General features: G+C 29.3%; 19 protein-coding genes. 2 read left to right on the top strand and 17 right to left on the bottom strand.

The window, feature by feature from the left end; all coding sequences use genetic code 11:
- Position 1: 1 nt before the first annotated feature.
- The 6 genes from fsa to JOD41_RS00255 are packed head-to-tail and all read right to left on the bottom strand — an operon-like array spanning position 2 to position 4984.
- The gene (fsa, locus tag JOD41_RS00280; RefSeq protein WP_205051093.1) at positions 2–655 is read right to left on the bottom strand and encodes a fructose-6-phosphate aldolase; all 654 of its coding nucleotides are present in this window, start codon (positions 653–655) and stop codon (positions 2–4) included.
- Positions 656–659: 4 nt separating this feature from the next.
- A complete protein-coding gene (gene ispF / locus JOD41_RS00275) occupies positions 660–1136 on the bottom strand; it encodes a 2-C-methyl-D-erythritol 2,4-cyclodiphosphate synthase (RefSeq protein WP_205051092.1) in 477 nt (158 codons plus the stop codon).
- The gene (ispD, locus tag JOD41_RS00270) at positions 1133–1834 is read right to left on the bottom strand and encodes a 2-C-methyl-D-erythritol 4-phosphate cytidylyltransferase (RefSeq protein WP_205051091.1); all 702 of its coding nucleotides are present in this window, start codon (positions 1832–1834) and stop codon (positions 1133–1135) included. The genes ispF and ispD overlap by 4 nt, the downstream gene beginning before the upstream one ends.
- A gap of 4 nt (positions 1835–1838) precedes the next feature.
- Positions 1839–3281: a peptidoglycan D,D-transpeptidase FtsI family protein gene (locus JOD41_RS00265; protein ID WP_205051090.1), complete on the bottom strand. Its 1443-nt coding sequence runs from the start codon at positions 3279–3281 to the stop codon at positions 1839–1841.
- Positions 3274–4539 carry an FtsW/RodA/SpoVE family cell cycle protein gene (locus JOD41_RS00260; RefSeq protein WP_205051089.1) on the bottom strand — a complete coding sequence of 422 codons (1266 nt, stop codon included), beginning with the start codon at positions 4537–4539 and terminating at the stop codon, positions 3274–3276. The genes JOD41_RS00265 and JOD41_RS00260 overlap by 8 nt, the downstream gene beginning before the upstream one ends.
- A 4-nt stretch (positions 4540–4543) precedes the next feature.
- Positions 4544–4984, bottom strand: a complete 441-nt coding sequence (locus tag JOD41_RS00255) for an FHA domain-containing protein (RefSeq protein ID WP_205051088.1) — start codon at positions 4982–4984, stop codon at positions 4544–4546.
- A 126-nt stretch (positions 4985–5110) separates the two neighbouring features.
- Between JOD41_RS00255 and JOD41_RS00250 the strand changes: the two genes are divergently transcribed.
- Together JOD41_RS00250 and JOD41_RS00245 are read left to right on the top strand one after the other, a co-directional pair.
- Entirely contained in the window at positions 5111–5728 is a 618-nt protein-coding gene (locus tag JOD41_RS00250; RefSeq protein ID WP_205051087.1) for a RecX family transcriptional regulator, read from the top strand.
- The gene (locus JOD41_RS00245; RefSeq protein ID WP_205051086.1) at positions 5721–6017 is read left to right on the top strand and encodes a GIY-YIG nuclease family protein; all 297 of its coding nucleotides are present in this window, start codon (positions 5721–5723) and stop codon (positions 6015–6017) included. Before JOD41_RS00250 ends, JOD41_RS00245 begins: the two co-directional genes overlap by 8 nt.
- A 37-nt stretch (positions 6018–6054) precedes the next feature.
- Here the strand turns inward: JOD41_RS00245 and JOD41_RS00240 are convergent, their stop codons facing one another.
- The 11 genes from JOD41_RS00240 to JOD41_RS00190 all read right to left on the bottom strand — a co-directional run bounded on the left by JOD41_RS00240 (position 6055) and on the right by JOD41_RS00190 (position 16381).
- Entirely contained in the window at positions 6055–7887 is a 1833-nt protein-coding gene (locus JOD41_RS00240; protein ID WP_205051085.1) for an ATP-binding protein, read from the bottom strand.
- An 8-nt stretch (positions 7888–7895) separates the two neighbouring features.
- Positions 7896–8840, bottom strand: coding sequence for a DNA double-strand break repair nuclease NurA (locus JOD41_RS00235; protein ID WP_205051084.1), 945 nt, complete (start codon positions 8838–8840; stop codon positions 7896–7898).
- Complete coding sequence (gene rsmI / locus JOD41_RS00230) at positions 8837–9631, bottom strand: 16S rRNA (cytidine(1402)-2'-O)-methyltransferase (protein WP_205051083.1); 795 nt, start codon at positions 9629–9631, stop codon at positions 8837–8839. The genes JOD41_RS00235 and rsmI overlap by 4 nt, the downstream gene beginning before the upstream one ends.
- A complete protein-coding gene (locus JOD41_RS00225; protein ID WP_205051082.1) occupies positions 9628–10317 on the bottom strand; it encodes a tRNA1(Val) (adenine(37)-N6)-methyltransferase in 690 nt (229 codons plus the stop codon). The genes rsmI and JOD41_RS00225 overlap by 4 nt, the downstream gene beginning before the upstream one ends.
- Positions 10314–11489: a CapA family protein gene (locus JOD41_RS00220; RefSeq protein ID WP_205051081.1), complete on the bottom strand. Its 1176-nt coding sequence runs from the start codon at positions 11487–11489 to the stop codon at positions 10314–10316. The genes JOD41_RS00225 and JOD41_RS00220 overlap by 4 nt, the downstream gene beginning before the upstream one ends.
- Positions 11486–12097: an epoxyqueuosine reductase QueH gene (locus JOD41_RS00215; protein WP_205051080.1), complete on the bottom strand. Its 612-nt coding sequence runs from the start codon at positions 12095–12097 to the stop codon at positions 11486–11488. The genes JOD41_RS00220 and JOD41_RS00215 overlap by 4 nt, the downstream gene beginning before the upstream one ends.
- Before the next feature lie 39 nt (positions 12098–12136).
- On the bottom strand, positions 12137–12895 hold the full coding sequence (gene lgt, locus JOD41_RS00210) for a prolipoprotein diacylglyceryl transferase (protein ID WP_205051079.1): 759 nt from the start codon (positions 12893–12895) through the stop codon (positions 12137–12139).
- A complete protein-coding gene (gene deoC / locus JOD41_RS00205; protein ID WP_205051078.1) occupies positions 12892–13551 on the bottom strand; it encodes a deoxyribose-phosphate aldolase in 660 nt (219 codons plus the stop codon). Before deoC ends, lgt begins: the two co-directional genes overlap by 4 nt.
- A complete protein-coding gene (locus JOD41_RS00200; RefSeq protein ID WP_156701097.1) occupies positions 13551–14276 on the bottom strand; it encodes a YebC/PmpR family DNA-binding transcriptional regulator in 726 nt (241 codons plus the stop codon). The genes deoC and JOD41_RS00200 overlap by 1 nt, the downstream gene beginning before the upstream one ends.
- 108 nt (positions 14277–14384) lie before the next feature.
- Positions 14385–15683 (bottom strand): sensor histidine kinase, encoded by a 1299-nt coding sequence (locus JOD41_RS00195; protein ID WP_205051077.1) that lies wholly within the window; start codon positions 15681–15683, stop codon positions 14385–14387.
- Positions 15677–16381: a response regulator transcription factor gene (locus tag JOD41_RS00190; protein WP_205051076.1), complete on the bottom strand. Its 705-nt coding sequence runs from the start codon at positions 16379–16381 to the stop codon at positions 15677–15679. The genes JOD41_RS00195 and JOD41_RS00190 overlap by 7 nt, the downstream gene beginning before the upstream one ends.
- Positions 16382–16467: the final 86 nt, after the last annotated feature.

Here is a 16467-nt window from a genome sequence, read left to right as displayed (position 1 = left end):
CTTATTTCTCCTTTGTCTTTACACTTTTAAAATCTTCTAAAAATTTCTTTAGTCCACTATCTGTCAAGTTATGTTTAACCATTTCTTTAAAAATTTTGTATGGAATAGTGGCAATATCAGCGCCACTTTTTGCAACAAGCTCAACATGAGTGATATGTCTTATGCTTGCTGCGATAATTTTAGATTCATAATTATAATTTTTAAATACTTTTGAAATTTCCTCAACTAATTGTATTCCTGACATACCTATATCGTCAAGTCTTCCCATGAAAGGACTAACAAAAGTAGCTCCTGCATTTGCTGCAAGAACAGCTTGTGATAGTGAAAAAACTAAAGTAACATTGGTTCTTATGCCTTCTTTGCTTAAAATACTTACAGCTTTAAGTCCCTCTTCAATCATGGGAATTTTTATTACAATATTTTTTGAAATCTTAGCAAGCTCTCTTGCTTCTTTAAGCATTCCATCTAAATCAGTTGAAATAACTTCTGCTGAAATATCTCCATCTACAATTTCTGTTATTTCTTTTATTACATCTTCAAAAACTCCACCACTTTTTGCTATTAGAGTCGGATTAGTTGTAACGCCAGAAAGAACACCCCAAGAATTAATCTCTCGAATTTCTTCGATATTTGCAGTGTCAATAAAAAATTTCATCTATTTAATCATCCCTTTCAAGTAAACATATCGATTCTGAGGATATACCCTCTCCTCTTCCAACAAAGCCAAGCTTTTCCGTTGTAGTTGCCTTTATAGAAATATTTTCTATATCTGTATTTAAAATTTCTGCAATTACTTTTCTCATATCATCAATATAAGCTGCCATTTTTGGCTCTTGGCAAGCAATAACTGAGTCAATATTTCCAATTTTGTAGTTTTTGGATTTCATAATTTCATAAACTCTTTTAAGAAGAATTTTTGAATCAATATCCTTATACTCATTGTCATTATCTGGAAAATGATAGCCAATGTCACGAAGGGCAAGGGCTCCTAAAATTGAATCCATAATTGCATGAATAAGTACATCTGCATCAGAGTGACCTAAAAGACCTTTTTCATAAGGAATTTCTATCCCACCAATAAATAATTTTCTATCACTCACAAGTTTATGGACATCATATCCAATTCCTATTCTCATGTATTCACCTTCTTCACAAGTATATTTGCAATAGATAAATCTTCTCTTGTCGTAATTTTTATATTGTCATAAGAGTTATAAATTAATTTAACTTTAACTCCGGTCTTCTCAACTAAAGAACAATCATCAGTCCCATAATAGCCTTCAGAATAAGCTTGTTCATAGGCCCTCATTAAAATTTCTTTTTTAAAAACCTGAGGTGTTTGAACTTGCCAAAGTCTGTTTCTATTAGGAGTATAATCTACTATTTCTCCATCCATGGAAACTTTTATAGTATCTTTAACTGGATTAGCCAAAACCGTTGCACCAGTTTCCATTACATTTTCTATAGCTTCATCAATTTTATCTACAGAAACAAAAGGTCTTGCACCGTCGTGAGTGAGTACAATATCTGTTTCCTTTGGCATATTTAAAATACCGTTATTTATAGAATCCTGCCTCTCTTTTCCACCATAGACTATTTTATAATTCAAATTGATTTTATATTTATCAATTATATCATTTACATAAGGCATATCACTTTTTTTGACGATTAAAACTAAAAAGTCTACATATTTTGATTTTTCAATCTTTTTAATAGTATGAGCAAGAATTGGCTTCCCATCAATGGAAAGAAACTGTTTGTTAATTCCCATTTTCATTCTTTTGCCCATTCCTGCTGCAGCAACAAAGGCTGTTACAAAATTATTATTAAACATGGAATCACTCTTCTTCAAGTTGTAAATTATTTACAGCGTACTTTAAAAGTTCACCAGCAATCGGAGCAGCAGCCTCGGAACCATAATCCTTTACATTAGGAATGACAACAGCGATTGCAACTTTCGGATCATCTGCTGGAGCAAAACCAATGAACCAAGCATTATTTGTTCCTTCTTTTAAATCTAATTGTGCAGTTCCAGTTTTTCCTGCAACTTTAATACCGCGAATATAAGCTTCTGTACCAGTGCCATTATTTACAACATTGACCATGTATTTTGTAATTAGCTTTGCATTTTCTTCTGATGTAACTTCACTTAAAACAGTTGGACTATTTCTTACAACATTTTTTCCGTCAGAAGAATCGATTCTTTTAACAATATGTGGTTGCATCATTACACCATCATTTGCTATAGTCGATGCCACCATGCACATTTCAAGTGGTGTAACAAGAAGTGTATCGTGACCAATTCCTGCAGCTCCAAGAGCAGTTTTATCAAAACCGCTTCTCTTATAATCCCATGTTGAAGTTTCTAGTGGAAGTTCAAAATCAACTTTTTTATTTATCATATATTTTTCCGAAACTTGAGACATAATGTCTATGCCCATGTCTACAGATTTTCTAACAAAATAAGTATTTAATGAGTTTGTAAAGGCCTTTTTAAGGTCAACTCTTCCATAAGTTTTATTACCAGCGTTTTTAAATTCACGACCATTGTCAATTTTTTCCACACCTTCGTCTGTATATTTTTGTGAAATCCCAGATTCAAGAATAGCCGTTGTTGTAACTATTTTAAAAACTGATCCAGGAGCAAATTTTCCCTTTGTTGATGAATTAAATAAAGCTCCATTGTTTGCCTCATTAATACTCTGCATGTCTTTTGCAATGTTTTGTGAATTAAAATCAGGAAGAGAAACCATTGATAAAATTTCTCCAGTTTTTGGATTCATAATTACTACAGAGCCTTTATTTGATTTAGAAGACAAAACAGATCTAGTTTTTTCTTGAAGATCTGTATCTGTTGTTAAAGTTACATCATCTCCAGTGTAGGGATCGTAATTCTTATTTATTATGGATTTAAAAGTTTTTAAAATTTTTGAGCCTTCTTTTCCAACAAGATAATTATTTAATTCTTTTTCAAGACCATATTTATCTACAATTTTGTCAGAATATCCTATTATGTGAGAGTAAATAACAGGCTGATTATAAATTCTGTGGTAATTATATTTTTCACCATTTGAATAAGCAAGAACCTCGTGATTTCTATCGTAAAAAGTTCCTCTCTTTACAGAATTTTCTCTAAGTTCACTTCTCCTATTTGCTGGATGATTAATTATATCTCCAGCTTTAAAAACTGTGAAATAGGTCAAATAAATTATTGGAGCAACAAGTAGCATTATTAAAAAAACAAGTAAAACTAAAATTCTCTTATTATCTTTACTATTCATTGTCTGTACCTCTATCGTATTTGTATGATAAATCTTCACTGGTAACTTGAAGTATTCCCAATGATACAAAACTAGAAATCATTGAACTTCCTCCATAAGAAATAAATGGAAGAGTAAGTCCAGTCATTGGTATTAGTTTTATAACTCCACCAATATTTAAGAAAGCTTGTACCGTAAATAAAATTGCAACTGCAAGGGCAAGAATTCTATAAAATAAATATTCTTGATTTAATGCAATCTTTATAGCCCTATAAACTAAAAGCATGTAGAGCATAATTATTCCTATTCCAGTTAGTATTCCCATTTCTTCACAAATTGCAGAAAAAATAACATCAGAATGAGCAAGGGTAATTTGTTTTGGATAACCAAGACCAATTCCTTGACCAAAGAATCCTCCTTCGCTTATTCCAAAAAGTGATTGTACAATTTGCCTTGCACTATTTACAACTTTATCTGCTGTCCATGGATTAAGCCATATATCAACTCTATTTCTCACATGAGAGAATAGGAAATATCCTACTACAGAACCAAATAACATTAAGCCAATATTTACTGCAATAGATTTTCTATCTTCATCATAAATGTATTGAATAAGTGTGTAAATAGCAACAAATATAGCAGCAGTTCCCAAGTCTCGTTGAATAAATAAAAAGCCCACAAAAATATATATTACTCCCATCAAGTAATATGAAGTGTACTTATAATTTAATTTTTTTAGTCTTGTTTGGAAAGTTGTATAAAAAGAAGCAATTAAAAATATAACTAAAATTTTAGTAAATTCAGACAATTGGATTGTAATTCCTTCAGAAATTTCTATCCAGTTCTTTGCGCCATATTTATCTGGAGCAAGAATAATAGTTAGTAAGAAAAATAAAATTGAAAGCCCGAGATAAAGACCTGTCATATATTCAAGTCTTCTCATTGCTCTAATTACAAAATAAGTTAAATAGAAAACCAATATGCCTGCCAAAACCCAAATCAGTTGTCTAAGCCCTAGTTTAGGCGATAACCTATATATGGTTATAATTCCAAGGCTTAAAAGCATTGATACTATTAAAAATATATAATTATCTCCTGAAGATACTTTTCCAAGAACTAAATTTGAAATATATACAATTAAAATCAAACCTAAAAATAAAATCACTATGTATCTATCAACATTGTTATTGTTGTAAGAAAATAACAATAAAATACTTAGAATTTCAAAAATCAAGAGAAGATTTCTAGGTTTTCGTTGTTTTAAAATATTATCTAACACTTTTTCACCTTTTATCTACAAAAATAAATTGAATAAAGCCAACGCCAATTTTGTCATTGTTTTGAAGTTCAATTAACTCATTAGGATTAATTTTTGCACCATTTAAAAAAGTTCCATTGGCAGAACCTAAATCCTCAATATAATAAGCTTCATTATCATCGTGAATTTTTAAATGGTTTTTACTAACAAATTTATCTTTTATAACTATGTCGTTTCTTGAACTTCTACCCAGACTTATGTCTCCATCTATGACATAATACTCCTGCATTTTGAAGTTCAATGAATCAAGTCTATTTACTACTTTTAAATAAGCATCGTCAAGAGAGTCTCCTCTATTTGTCATGCTTTTAACATCAAGATACATTAGTCTTAAAATACTAAAAATAAAAAGATAAATTAAGATTATAAAAACATATCTCAACACTTGCGAGATTAATTCAAACATATTGCACCTCTTTTGTCTTAAACTCTATATAATTATATACTTTTTGTTTTTATTTTTCCACAATTAGTTAATTTAGTCGAATTGGGGATTTTTTTAATTTTATGATAAAATTAATTTGGTGATAAAATGATTATATCAAAAATAAGTTTTGAAAAGAAAAAATTTCATATCCTCTTTGATAATTCTGAAGAAATCGAAATTTCTGAAGAGACACTTATTGAATTTGGACTTTATAAGGGTCAAGAAGTTGATGATGAAATTATTGAAAAATTAAAATTTGAAGATGAAAAATCAAATGCCCTTTTGCTTTCTTATAAATTTTTGCAAAGAAATAAAACAGAAAAGCAGCTTATTGACTACTTATATAAAAATAAAATTAGTGGCGAAATTATTGACACTGTTCTCCCAATTTTAAATGAAAAAAAATATTTAAATGACGAAGATTATGCAAGGCGATACTTAAATGATGCAATGAATATAAAAAAATATGGAAAAATTAAAATTATTTATATGTTAAGATCTAAGGGAATTAAAAATGAAATAATAGAAAAAATTATGAAAGATTACGACTATGAAAAAGAATACCTTAATGCAATAGATCTTATCAGTAACAAATTAGATAAAGACGAAAGTGACCTTAAAAAAATAAATTCTGCAAAAAAATATTTGCAGGGACGCGGCTTTGAATTTGAAATTATAAATTTCACTGTAAAAGATTATCTTGGAGAAAGTTCAAATGTCTAGCTTTGTATATATTTTAAAGTGCAGTGACGGGAGTCTTTACACCGGTTACACCAATAACTTAGAGAAAAGATTAAAATCTCATAATAAAGGTATAGCATCAAAATATACTGCATCAAGACTTCCTGTTAAAATGATATTTTCTGAAAAATGTATAGATAAATCTGACGCCCTGAAAAAGGAATATTTTATAAAAACCTTAAGTCGTGGAAATAAGATAAAACTAATCAATAAAAATTTATCTCTTCAAGACTTGTATGATGAATATCTTTTAAAAAAGACTGAAAAATAAAAACTGACTCTAATTTTTTTATAGAGTCAGTTTTTATTTATTTTATTTTATACATTACTGTCAAAAAATTATCTTCTTTTTCTATAAAATCTCTTTGACATAATTCTTCTAAGTTATTTTTTAAGTCGTCGTAGGATAAATTTTCTCCAGATTTTTTATTGTAATTTATAAGAACGGTATTTAAGTTTGACGCATCTATTGGAAGTAAATCCTTTATGTCTATAAAAAACTTTTCAAATTCTTCATTTTCATGGCCTTCAAGTTCATCAAAAGGATTTTCTGTGTGTGGTGAAACTGTATTAGCTGCCCTAATTCTAACAAAAGATGTTCTTCCTTTTTTTGCTGATGATATAAATACATCGCCTGAACTTAAATAAGGAAGTCTCTTTGTCTCATCTATTGAAAGGTCTGTTTCCTCTTTTATAGTATCAATGTCAGATGCCCTTACAGTTCTAAAAATTAATTTTGTGTTTAGCTGAGCAGTAATTGTCTCATCTAAAAGCGTTGGTCTTTGCGTTGCAAGAATTAAAAATACTCCGTACTTTCTTCCCTCTTGAGAAATTTCACGCAAAATACTTTTTGATGGAGTGTCAAATCCCTTTGGTGCAAAATTATGGGCTTCGTCTGTAATTATTACGAAAGGAGGAAAATAATCTACCTTTGAATTATTTCTGTAAAGCTCATCTCTATATTCTTTTCTTAGATAATATAATTTTGCCAAAAGATAAGTTGAAAATACATTTATCATTCTCGTTGAACCTTGAAGGACTACTAATTTTCTTCTCTTTAATAAATCTAAAAGTTCGTCAATATTATGAGAGAAAATTCCTTCGTTTTGAAGATTTATAAGCCTCCACAAAACTCCACGCACACTCATTGAATTGCAAGTTTTGTCATATCTTTCGTAAATATCAAGAACATCTTCTAGCCTATTTTTTTTATTTATGTCTGGCTCTGCAGCAATTTCAGCTATTATTTTATCTCTTGAACCAATTTCTTGCCCTTCTAAAAGCATATCTAGTTTATTTTTAAAAGACTCAAAACTCGAACCCTTGGCTAACATTACATCTATAACATTTTTCATAGAATCTGTTAGAGGTGATGCTGCATTTAAAAGATTTTTTAAATCTCTTTTTTGTAGTTCTTGAAATTTTATTCCTGTATGCATACCAATTTCAAGACACTTAAACTTATCAGAATAATTTTTATCAGAAATTTCAGAATTATTAGAAAAATCCATTTCATAATGGGGGTCCATTACTATTGCAGGCACTCCCATTTCCATTAATTCCTCTAATACAACTCTTAGTCCAAAGGACTTTCCAGAACCAGATCCACCAAAAACTCCTATGTGAGGATATTGATGCATGGATTTGTAGTCAAATAAGTAAGGAAGCTCCCTTTGCTTTAAGTATTCATTGTTTTCAAAAGTACTGAAGAGATTTTTATAAATATCATCCATGCCCTCAGCAATATTATCTGTATTTTTTATAGAGCCAAGAATCAAAGAATTATTTGGCTTAGTGTCTATTAATAAATTTTTAATTTCCTTAAAATCTGGCGCTCTCAAATCACTTCCAGTAAGAGGTGGATAAAGTAGCTCCTCAAAAAATCTTAGCTTTGCCACATAAACTGTTTCATCGCCAACATCATAACCCATAGATCCAAGAGAAGATAATACATCGCTGTCAATAAAATCTCCCCCAATATCAAGAGGAATAAATCTGTTAAAAGTCTTTGAATCTACAACTTCTCCAATAATATCTCCTTGAACTGGATCTTCAACTATTAAAAATTCATTGTTTCGAAAGTTTTTCTCCTTTGAACCAATATATACTTCTCTTGTAGTAGTAACTCCAAGTACTTTCATTTTTCCTCCTATAAAGTTCTTTTATCTCTTTCAGAAATAAAAAATCTTTCATAAACATCTCTATCTAAATACTCTTCTAAAAGCATTTTTAAAATATCATCTGTAATTTTTACATCCTTATCAACAATATCAAGCCAAAGAGGCACTCCTCTTGATGACAAAGGCGTAAGTGAATAAATTAAATTACAAATTTCTTCAAGATATTCCTCTTGTGTATCTAAAATATCCACTCCAACTGCTCCTGGAAACTTGGAAGTTCTCATAAAGGCAGAAGAAAATCCCTCGCCCATTCCATCTTTAATAAATTTTTTATTGATTTCATTTTTTATTAAAATAGCTTCTCCAGTTTTTAATCTGTTAAATAAAATTTCTCTGTCGTAAATAGACTCGTCAATTTCAAGACTTCTTGATATGACATTTGTCTTTATGTCCTTTATTACACCAAATAAAATTATATTTTTCATTTCACATTTATCACGAAGTTCTTTAAATAAATCAAGGCAGTTTATTTTATATCTAATAAATCCACCGTCCATCATCAAGTAATCAAAATCGTATCTATCAATGTACTCTAGGGCAGTTTCAATTTCTATTGTAGCCAAAAGTTTTTGTGATAAATTTTGTTCATCAAAAAGAGAATTTAAAGTTGGTGTATATACCTTAGTTTTGTAAACTTCCTTACCATCAGTTGACTTGGCAAGGCCTTGAAAAATTTCTATAAAGTGTGGAAAGGCTCCACCAGACCTATTGTTTGAGCCATCAACCCCAACTGTTCTTTTATATTTTGAAATTTCATTCTTATTAAATTTCTTTAATTTTATAATTTTTCCAACTTCACTATTAATTTTATTTCTAAAATCCTCATTATTTAATTTAAAAACAAAATCATACTTGTCCTTTAAATTTAGATTTATATTTTTAATTTGTCCTTCAAGTTCATTTAAATTTATCATAAATCCAAACTCTCCTTGTAAACATCATTCTTTGGAATATTATATTTTTTTGAAATTTCTTTTACAGCTTGAGATTTTTTCATTCCCTTTTTTAATTCTTCTTCCAAAAGTTTTCTTATGTCGTAGGTCTCTTCCTCAGTCTTTCCTTCTAAACAAATTACAAATTCACCCTTTTCTGTAATTTCTTTTTCTACTATTTTAGAATTAGTAGATCTAATAGTTTCTTCAAATACCTTTGTAATTTCTCTGGAAATAGAAATTTTTCTCTCGCCAAAAACTTCATATAGGTCTCTTAAAAAGTCTTTAATCCTATGAGGTGCTTCGTAAAAAATAAGAGTAAATTTTAAATCTTTTAAAGATTCAAATTCCTTTTTTCTTGCAGAAGATTTATTTGATGTAAAGCCATAGAAGAGGAAGTGATCTGTGTCAAGACCAGATAAAACTAAGGCTGTAAGAGCTGCATTGGGACCAGGTAAAACTCTAAAATCTATATTTTCTTCAATTAATTTTCTTACTAGAATAGCACCAGGGTCAGATATTCCAGGCATTCCAGCATCAGTTACAAGGGCAATGTCCTTGTCCTTTATATTTTCAATAATTTTCTCAGACATTTCAGTTTCATTAAACTTGTGATAAGTTCTAAGCTCCGCCTTTATTTCATAGTGATTTAAAAGTTTTACTGTAACTCTTTTATCTTCAGCAAAAATTATATCCACTGACTTTAAAATTTCAATTGTCCTTAGGGTTATGTCGCCTAAATTCCCAATAGGTGTTGGGCAAAAATAAATCACAGTATCACCTCGTTTCTATAAACTTTTTTCATCTCGTCTGTATAATCTAGTCCATCTCTTATGTAAAAATCTCTAAAATCATTGCCAAAATTCGCCTGCTTCTTTGCAATAATAATAGATGATTTTGCCTCTTTATTTATATTCCCATGAATATTTATTATATTTTTTACCCTTAACCCTGCATTATTTATTTTAAAAATTAATTCTGCTAGTCTATAAGTTGGATAAATTATATAAAGACTTCCAGAATTTTTGAGAAGATAATTTACTAGGTAAAGGCTTTTTTCTATTTCAAAAAAATGTTTAGCTTCTATGGTGTTAAATTTTATATTTTCATAATCGTAATAAGGTGGATTAAAAACAAGTGCATCAAAATAATTTGTTGGAAAAAATTTTTTCAAATCAAAAATATTTTCTTCTAACAAATATATTTTATCTTCTAACTTGTTAAAAGTAATAGATTTTTTAAAGGATTCCAAAACATTTTTATTTTTATCTACTGCATGAACTTCATCAAATCTATTGCAAATTCTTAGAGATAAAATTCCATTACCACAACCAAGATCCAATGCTTTTTTACCACTTTTTACAAAGGAAGATAAAATCAATGCATCACTTGTGTATTTAAACTCATTATCATCTTGAAAAATTTTATAATTAGTTCCTGGAACTTCATCTAATTTCATATTTCACCCTTCAAAACTTTTAAAGCTTCCTTATATTTTTTATCTGCTTTAGCTTTCAATTCCTTTGTAGTTACATCATCAAGCTTACCACCTGGCATTAGGTCTCCTAACTTTACTAAATCATAATTTAATTTTCCATTAGCCCTATATCTATTGACATAAGTTGGATAAACTCCATATTCTTTAAGTTTTGTTTCACCACTAATATTGTCTTTTTCAATGACTAATTTTATTAGCGCACCTGTATCAACGCCAGATTTTTTTAAATTTTCAACTCTTTGGTTTGAAAGGGCATTTCCCATGGAAAAAATTGTAAAATATTTTTTATTATTTTTATCTTCAACTTCATATTTTTGAAGTACATGAGGATGAGATCCAAGAATAATATCGGCACCAGCTTCTTGCAACATGGTCTTTAAATAAATCTGCCTATCATTTGGGACTAATTGGTATTCATTTCCCCAATGAGGATAAACAATTACAATATCTGAATTGTCCTTTAAATTTTGAATGTCGGACTTCACATCTTGAGCAAAGGTATTTACTGAATACTCTTTACCTCTCATCAAGGAGTCCATGCCATTTAAAGTGTCTGTAAAGGAAATCAGTCCAATTTTTATTCCATTTTTTTCAACAATTATTCCCTTGTCGCCATCTTCTGCAAGAGTGCCAAAGTTTTTCATGCCGCTTTCATTTATGTGACTAATAGTTTCAGCTATACCATCAAGTCCTGTATCAAGGGCGTGATTATTTGCCGTTGAAAGAAGGTCGAATCCAATGTTTTTTAAGGAATAAATTGTTTCCTTTGGAAAATTAAAAAGAGGAAAACCGGATAATTTTCTATTTGAATTTACAGAACCTTCAAAGTTTGCAATAGCAAGGTCTGCTTCATTTATATCAGAAGATATGTTATTAAAAATTGGAGTAAAGTCATAAGAGTCATTACTTCTATAATTTTTAACTATGGGTTGATGAAAAATCATATCCCCCATGGCAAGGATTTTTACTTCTGACTTGTCATCCTTTTTTATTTCTTCAGTTTTTAATTTTTTAGCTTCTCCTATTTTATTTTCATGATTGCTAAAATCAAAATTCATAGTATAGGAAAGATAAAGTCCCAATGTCAAAATAAAAATTACAGTAATAATGAAAATATTTTTTATGTTTTTCAATCTTCACCTCTGCTAAATTCGCAGCCACAATAGCTTTGCCTATACATATTAAATTTATCAGTTAGTTCAACTGATCTTTTAAAGCCATTTTTCTTTTTAAAATCTGAAAATAAATAGTTAACCTTGTATTTTTCTGCAAGAAATTTTCCTAGTCTATTTAAAATTTGTGAATCCTTGTGTGGTGAAATTGAAAGTGTTGTAGTAAAGTAATCATAATTATTTTCTTGTGCATACCTTGCTGTTTTTTCTAATCTTTGTCTATAACACCTAAAACATCTTGCTCCGCCTTCTTCATATTTTTCGAAACCTTTAATATAAGATAAAAATTCTTCGTGCTTGTATTTTATAACTTTCACATCAATTTTATCATCAAGCTCCAAGTCTTCAACAAGTTTAATTTGTTCATCTGATCTTCTGTAAAATTCATTTTCGCTATCAATATTTGGGTTGTAATAAAATATATCAAGATCAAAATAATCACTTATTCTTTCCAAAATTGCAGAAGAACAAGGACCACAACAAGAATGCAAAAGTAGTCTAGGTTTTTCTTCTTTATTAATTTTTTTTAAAACTTTTTCCATTTCCAAATTGTAATTGATTTTATTCAAAATATCACCTAAAAAATTAGACTAGTTACCTAGTCCAAATTATTTTATATTCTTTTGTCTACTTTTAGCAATTAGTCTTATTGCCATACCAAAAATTATAATGCCAAGGCTCACAAGTTGAGATACCCTAAAAGCACCAATATAAAGGGAATCAGTTCTCATTCCTTCAATAAAAAATCTTGCAATTCCATACACTATCATGTAAAAAGAAATAAGCTCTCCATCAAATTTTTGCTTTTTTGAAAGATAAAAATACAAAAACAAAAATATAGAAAAATTTACAATTGATTCGTAAAAAAATGTTGGATGAACTCTTTCTCCGTTTACAAGAATTGCCCAAGGGACATTTGTAGGACCACCATGAGCTTCTCCATTAATATAATTTCCCCATCTGCCAATAGCTTGCGCAAGGGCAAGTCCTGGTGCTATGCAGTCAAGGAGAGTCCAAAAGTTTACTTTTTTCTTCCTACAGAAAAAATAAATAGTTAATCCGCCAGCTATAATGCCTCCATAAATGGCAAGACCGCCATTTCTTATGGCAAAAATTTCATCTAAGTGCTGACTATAATATTCCCACTCAAAAATGACATAATAAAGCCTTGCTCCAAGAACACCGATTAAAACTGCAAAGAGAGAGACATCTGTAGAAATATCTTTATAAAGACCCTCAGTATAATTTTTCTTCTCTGCCATTTTTTCTGTGAAAAAAATAGCTAAAAAGACCCCAAGGGCTATTAAAATTCCGTACCATTTTACTTCTATTCCAAAAATTGTAAAGGCAACGGGATTAATTCTCATAATGATTTGCTCTCCTTATAAATTGCAAGACCAGCTGAAACTCCAAGTCTATCTGCTCCATTATTTACCATTTCCATTGCTTTTTTATAATCTCTAATTCCACCGCTTGCTTTAACTTTCATTCTGTCTGAAATTGATTCTTTCATTAATTTAACATCTTCTGCATCAGCTCCAGAAGTAGAAAAACCAGTAGAAGTTTTTACAAAATCAGCTCCTGCTTTATCAGCAAGTTGGCAAGCTTTTTTGATTTCATCCTTAGTTAAAAGACAGTTTTCTAAAATTACTTTTAAAATAGCACCCTTGTCGTGGCAAATTTTTGCAAGCTCAGCAATTTCATCTTCAACTTCATGAAATTTTTTTGATTTCATGTAGCCAATGTTAATAACCATATCAATTTCATCTGCGCCATTTTCGATAGCATTTTTAGTTTCAAAGGCTTTAGTTTCTTTTGTATTTGCTCCAAGAGGAAAACCAATTACAGTACAAACTTTTACTCCACTATTCTTTAACATTTCAGAGCATTTTTTTACCCAAGTTGGATTTACACAAACTGAAAAGAAATTATATTCAATTGCTTCCTTAACAATTTTTTCAATTTGCTCTTCACTTGCCTCAGGCTTTAAAAGAGTATGGTCAATAATTCTATTAATTTCCATTAATCTCTCTCCCATGAAGTGTAGACATCAGTTACATCATCATTATCATCTAAGGCATCAATTAACTTATCCATATTTTTAATATCTTCTTCATCCGTAAGTTCAGTTGTAGTTTGAGGAATGTAAGTTATTTCAGATTCAATAAAAGAATGTCCTTGATCTTCTAAAGCTTTTCTAACTTCAATATAATCTTCAGGAGCTGTAATAATTTCAAAGGCCTCTCCCCTGTCAATTACATCTTCAGCACCAGCATCAATTGCAGTTAAAGTAAATTCATCCTCATCAAGTCCTTCTTTTAAAACTCCAAGAGAACCCTTTTTGTCAAACATAAAAGATACGCAACCAGGTTGTCCAAGGTTTCCAGCATACTTGTCAAATAAATGTCTTACATCTGGTGCAGTTCTATTTCTATTGTCTGTCAAGCAACTTACCATAACAGCAACTCCACCTGGACCATAACCTTCGTATACAATTTCTTCAAAATTATCGTCATTATCTCCGCCGCCAGCTTTTGCAATTGCCCTATCAATATTGTCGTTAGGCATATTTTCAGCCTTAGCCTTATCTATGGCAACCTTAAGAGATGGATTATAATCTGGATCAAGTCCACCTTCTTTAGCAGCAACAGTTATTTGTCTAGCAAGTTTAGTAAAAATCTTGCCTTTCTTTGCATCTTCTTTACCTTTTTTATTTTTAATATTATTCCATTTAGAATGTCCTGACATTTAATCACCTTTCTATATAAATCGCTATTTTTAGCATATTGATTATTATATTACATACTTTAACAAATCGTCAATAGTATGGACATAAGTAGCAGATTCTTGTGCTTTTTATTTTGTATCAAAATTAAAGGAAACTATTACACCTGGAGATAGATTTTTAACTTCCATTTTCCCCTTATGAAGTTTGCAAATTTGTTTTGACACAAATAAGCCCATTCCATGGGTATAAACATCAGATAGATTTTCTTCACTTAATCTATTTATAACACTTTCTTCAATAGGACTTCCCTCATTTTTAATGGATATAATTAAGTTATTATCTAAATTTTCATAATTTATATAAATTTTTCCCTTACCATATTTAATGCTATTATTTAAAATATTTTCCAGCATCCTATAAAATAAATGGTCGTCCATTTTAATTTTTATTTCTCTATTTACACTATTTTCAAAAATAAGATTTCTACTTGGATTTTCATTTAAACTATTTACAATTAATTTTCTTACAACAGAAATTGGATCCCCATATTCAAAATGCTTATCACTTAGGTTTTCAAGACTATTGGTCAAATTTAAGTCCTCTATAATTTTACTTATCTTTATAATTTGATTTTCAATTTTTTCGATTTCATCTAAGTTTTCTCTTGTTTTAAGGCCTTCCATCCCCCAGGAAATCTTTGTGAGAGGAGTTCTAATATCGTGACTAATGCCTCTAAGCCAGCTAGATTGACTTTTTTTAATGCTGATAAATTTTTTATTTGCCTCATTAATAGTTTTAGAAATTTCTTTTAACTCTCCTTTTTCTTGAAGTTTTTCATAGTCTTCATCAAAAACATTATTAATAGCTATTTGAAGAGGGTTTAATTTTTTAAAAATACTTTTAACTTCATAAAGATAATATATAAAGACTATTAGAAGAAATAAGAAAATACTTATTAAAAAGATAATAAAATCTACTTTTAACAAAGCAAAATTATAGTAATTAGAAGGAAACTTATCTAAAGAATTCTTTGGATAAGCTAAGACTAAAATTCCATCTTTTACCACATATGTAAAGACAGGATAATCATTTAAGTAATATCTAGTAAATCTTACAATATCACTTATTTCAAATTTATTTTTAACTTCATGAGGCTTGTTAAAGCTTTCAATCACTTCTCCATTTTTATCAATTCTTATAGCCCATATATTCTTTTCCCCTAAAAAGTCCATATTTTCCTTAGTAAAATAAATGTCATCAGACTTATTCTCTTCTAAAAATTCATACGCCTTATTTGGAGTTATATATTTTTTGGAGTACTTAAAACTAGTATAAAAAATTCCAATTAAGCTTGAAATCATTAAAATTAATAAAATTAAAAAAAATAAGGTAAATTTCTTTAATTTTTTTAAAAAATAATTTAGCATTCTTTATTCTCTCCAAGAAGTTTATAGCCTAAGCCCTTTACTGTTATAAGTATTTTAGGATTTGATGGATCTTTTTCAAGTTTGTCCCTTAACCTATAAATATGTGTAATAAGCGTGTTTTCGTAGCCAAAACTCTCCTCCCAACACTTATCAAGAATTTGATCTATTGAGACAATTTTATTAATATTAAGAGCAAGATAATCTAATATTTTATATTGTTTTGCCGTTAATTGTATTTCTTCCTTATTCTTTATTAAAATTGCCCTTTCCCTATCAAAGACAATCCCACCTAATAAGGTAATTTTATCGTTTTTATTTTGATAGGTCCTTCTTAAGACTGCCTCAATTCTCCATAACAAATCTTCAGGCAAAAAAGGTTTCACAATATAATCATCAACTTCTAAGTCGAATCCTTCCTTTTTGTCATCAATTCCGCTTAAGGCTGATAAAATAATTACAGGTAAGTTAGACTTCTTTCTAAGTTCTTTCAATAATTCAAAACCACTACCATCAGGAAGCATTATATCTAATATCATTAAATCAACCTTATTATTATTAAGTTTAAAGCTTGCTTCTTTAATATTTTTTGCTGTCATAACATTGTCATAGCCCTTGTTTTTTAAGAATTTATACATGCTATTTATCAAATAAGCTTCATCGTCAACTAATAAAAGTCTTGCATCTCTAAAAATATTCATTCATTTCTTTCTCCTTTAAGATAATTTTATCACATAAAAATTTGAATTTTTAAAATGTTATGTAAAAGTAATCTACATAAAATCTC

This window comes from Peptoniphilus gorbachii, assembly GCF_016908115.1.
In the GTDB taxonomy this organism is placed as follows: domain Bacteria; phylum Bacillota; class Clostridia; order Tissierellales; family Peptoniphilaceae; genus Peptoniphilus_A; species Peptoniphilus_A gorbachii.
The sequence above is the reverse complement of the archived record's forward strand: the minus strand, read 5'-3'. Positions and strand labels throughout refer to the sequence as shown.

Excerpts from the sequence above, each read along its gene's own strand:
- fsa (WP_205051093.1), bottom strand. The coding sequence starts at position 655 with ATGAAATTTTTTATTGACACTGCAAATATCGAAGAAATTCGAGAGATT.
- ispF (WP_205051092.1), bottom strand. The coding sequence starts at position 1,136 with ATGAGAATAGGAATTGGATATGATGTCCATAAACTTGTGAGTGATAGA.
- ispD (WP_205051091.1), bottom strand. The coding sequence starts at position 1,834 with ATGTTTAATAATAATTTTGTAACAGCCTTTGTTGCTGCAGCAGGAATG.
- JOD41_RS00265 (WP_205051090.1), bottom strand. The coding sequence starts at position 3,281 with ATGAATAGTAAAGATAATAAGAGAATTTTAGTTTTACTTGTTTTTTTA.
- JOD41_RS00255 (WP_205051088.1), bottom strand. The coding sequence starts at position 4,984 with ATGTTTGAATTAATCTCGCAAGTGTTGAGATATGTTTTTATAATCTTA.
- JOD41_RS00250 (WP_205051087.1), top strand. The coding sequence starts at position 5,111 with ATGATTATATCAAAAATAAGTTTTGAAAAGAAAAAATTTCATATCCTC.
- JOD41_RS00245 (WP_205051086.1), top strand. The coding sequence starts at position 5,721 with ATGTCTAGCTTTGTATATATTTTAAAGTGCAGTGACGGGAGTCTTTAC.
- JOD41_RS00240 (WP_205051085.1), bottom strand. The coding sequence starts at position 7,887 with ATGAAAGTACTTGGAGTTACTACTACAAGAGAAGTATATATTGGTTCA.
- JOD41_RS00235 (WP_205051084.1), bottom strand. The coding sequence starts at position 8,840 with ATGATAAATTTAAATGAACTTGAAGGACAAATTAAAAATATAAATCTA.
- JOD41_RS00225 (WP_205051082.1), bottom strand. The coding sequence starts at position 10,317 with ATGAAATTAGATGAAGTTCCAGGAACTAATTATAAAATTTTTCAAGAT.
- lgt (WP_205051079.1), bottom strand. The coding sequence starts at position 12,895 with ATGAGAATTAATCCCGTTGCCTTTACAATTTTTGGAATAGAAGTAAAA.
- deoC (WP_205051078.1), bottom strand. The coding sequence starts at position 13,551 with ATGGAAATTAATAGAATTATTGACCATACTCTTTTAAAGCCTGAGGCA.
- JOD41_RS00200 (WP_156701097.1), bottom strand. The coding sequence starts at position 14,276 with ATGTCAGGACATTCTAAATGGAATAATATTAAAAATAAAAAAGGTAAA.
- JOD41_RS00195 (WP_205051077.1), bottom strand. The coding sequence starts at position 15,683 with ATGCTAAATTATTTTTTAAAAAAATTAAAGAAATTTACCTTATTTTTT.
- JOD41_RS00190 (WP_205051076.1), bottom strand. The coding sequence starts at position 16,381 with ATGAATATTTTTAGAGATGCAAGACTTTTATTAGTTGACGATGAAGCT.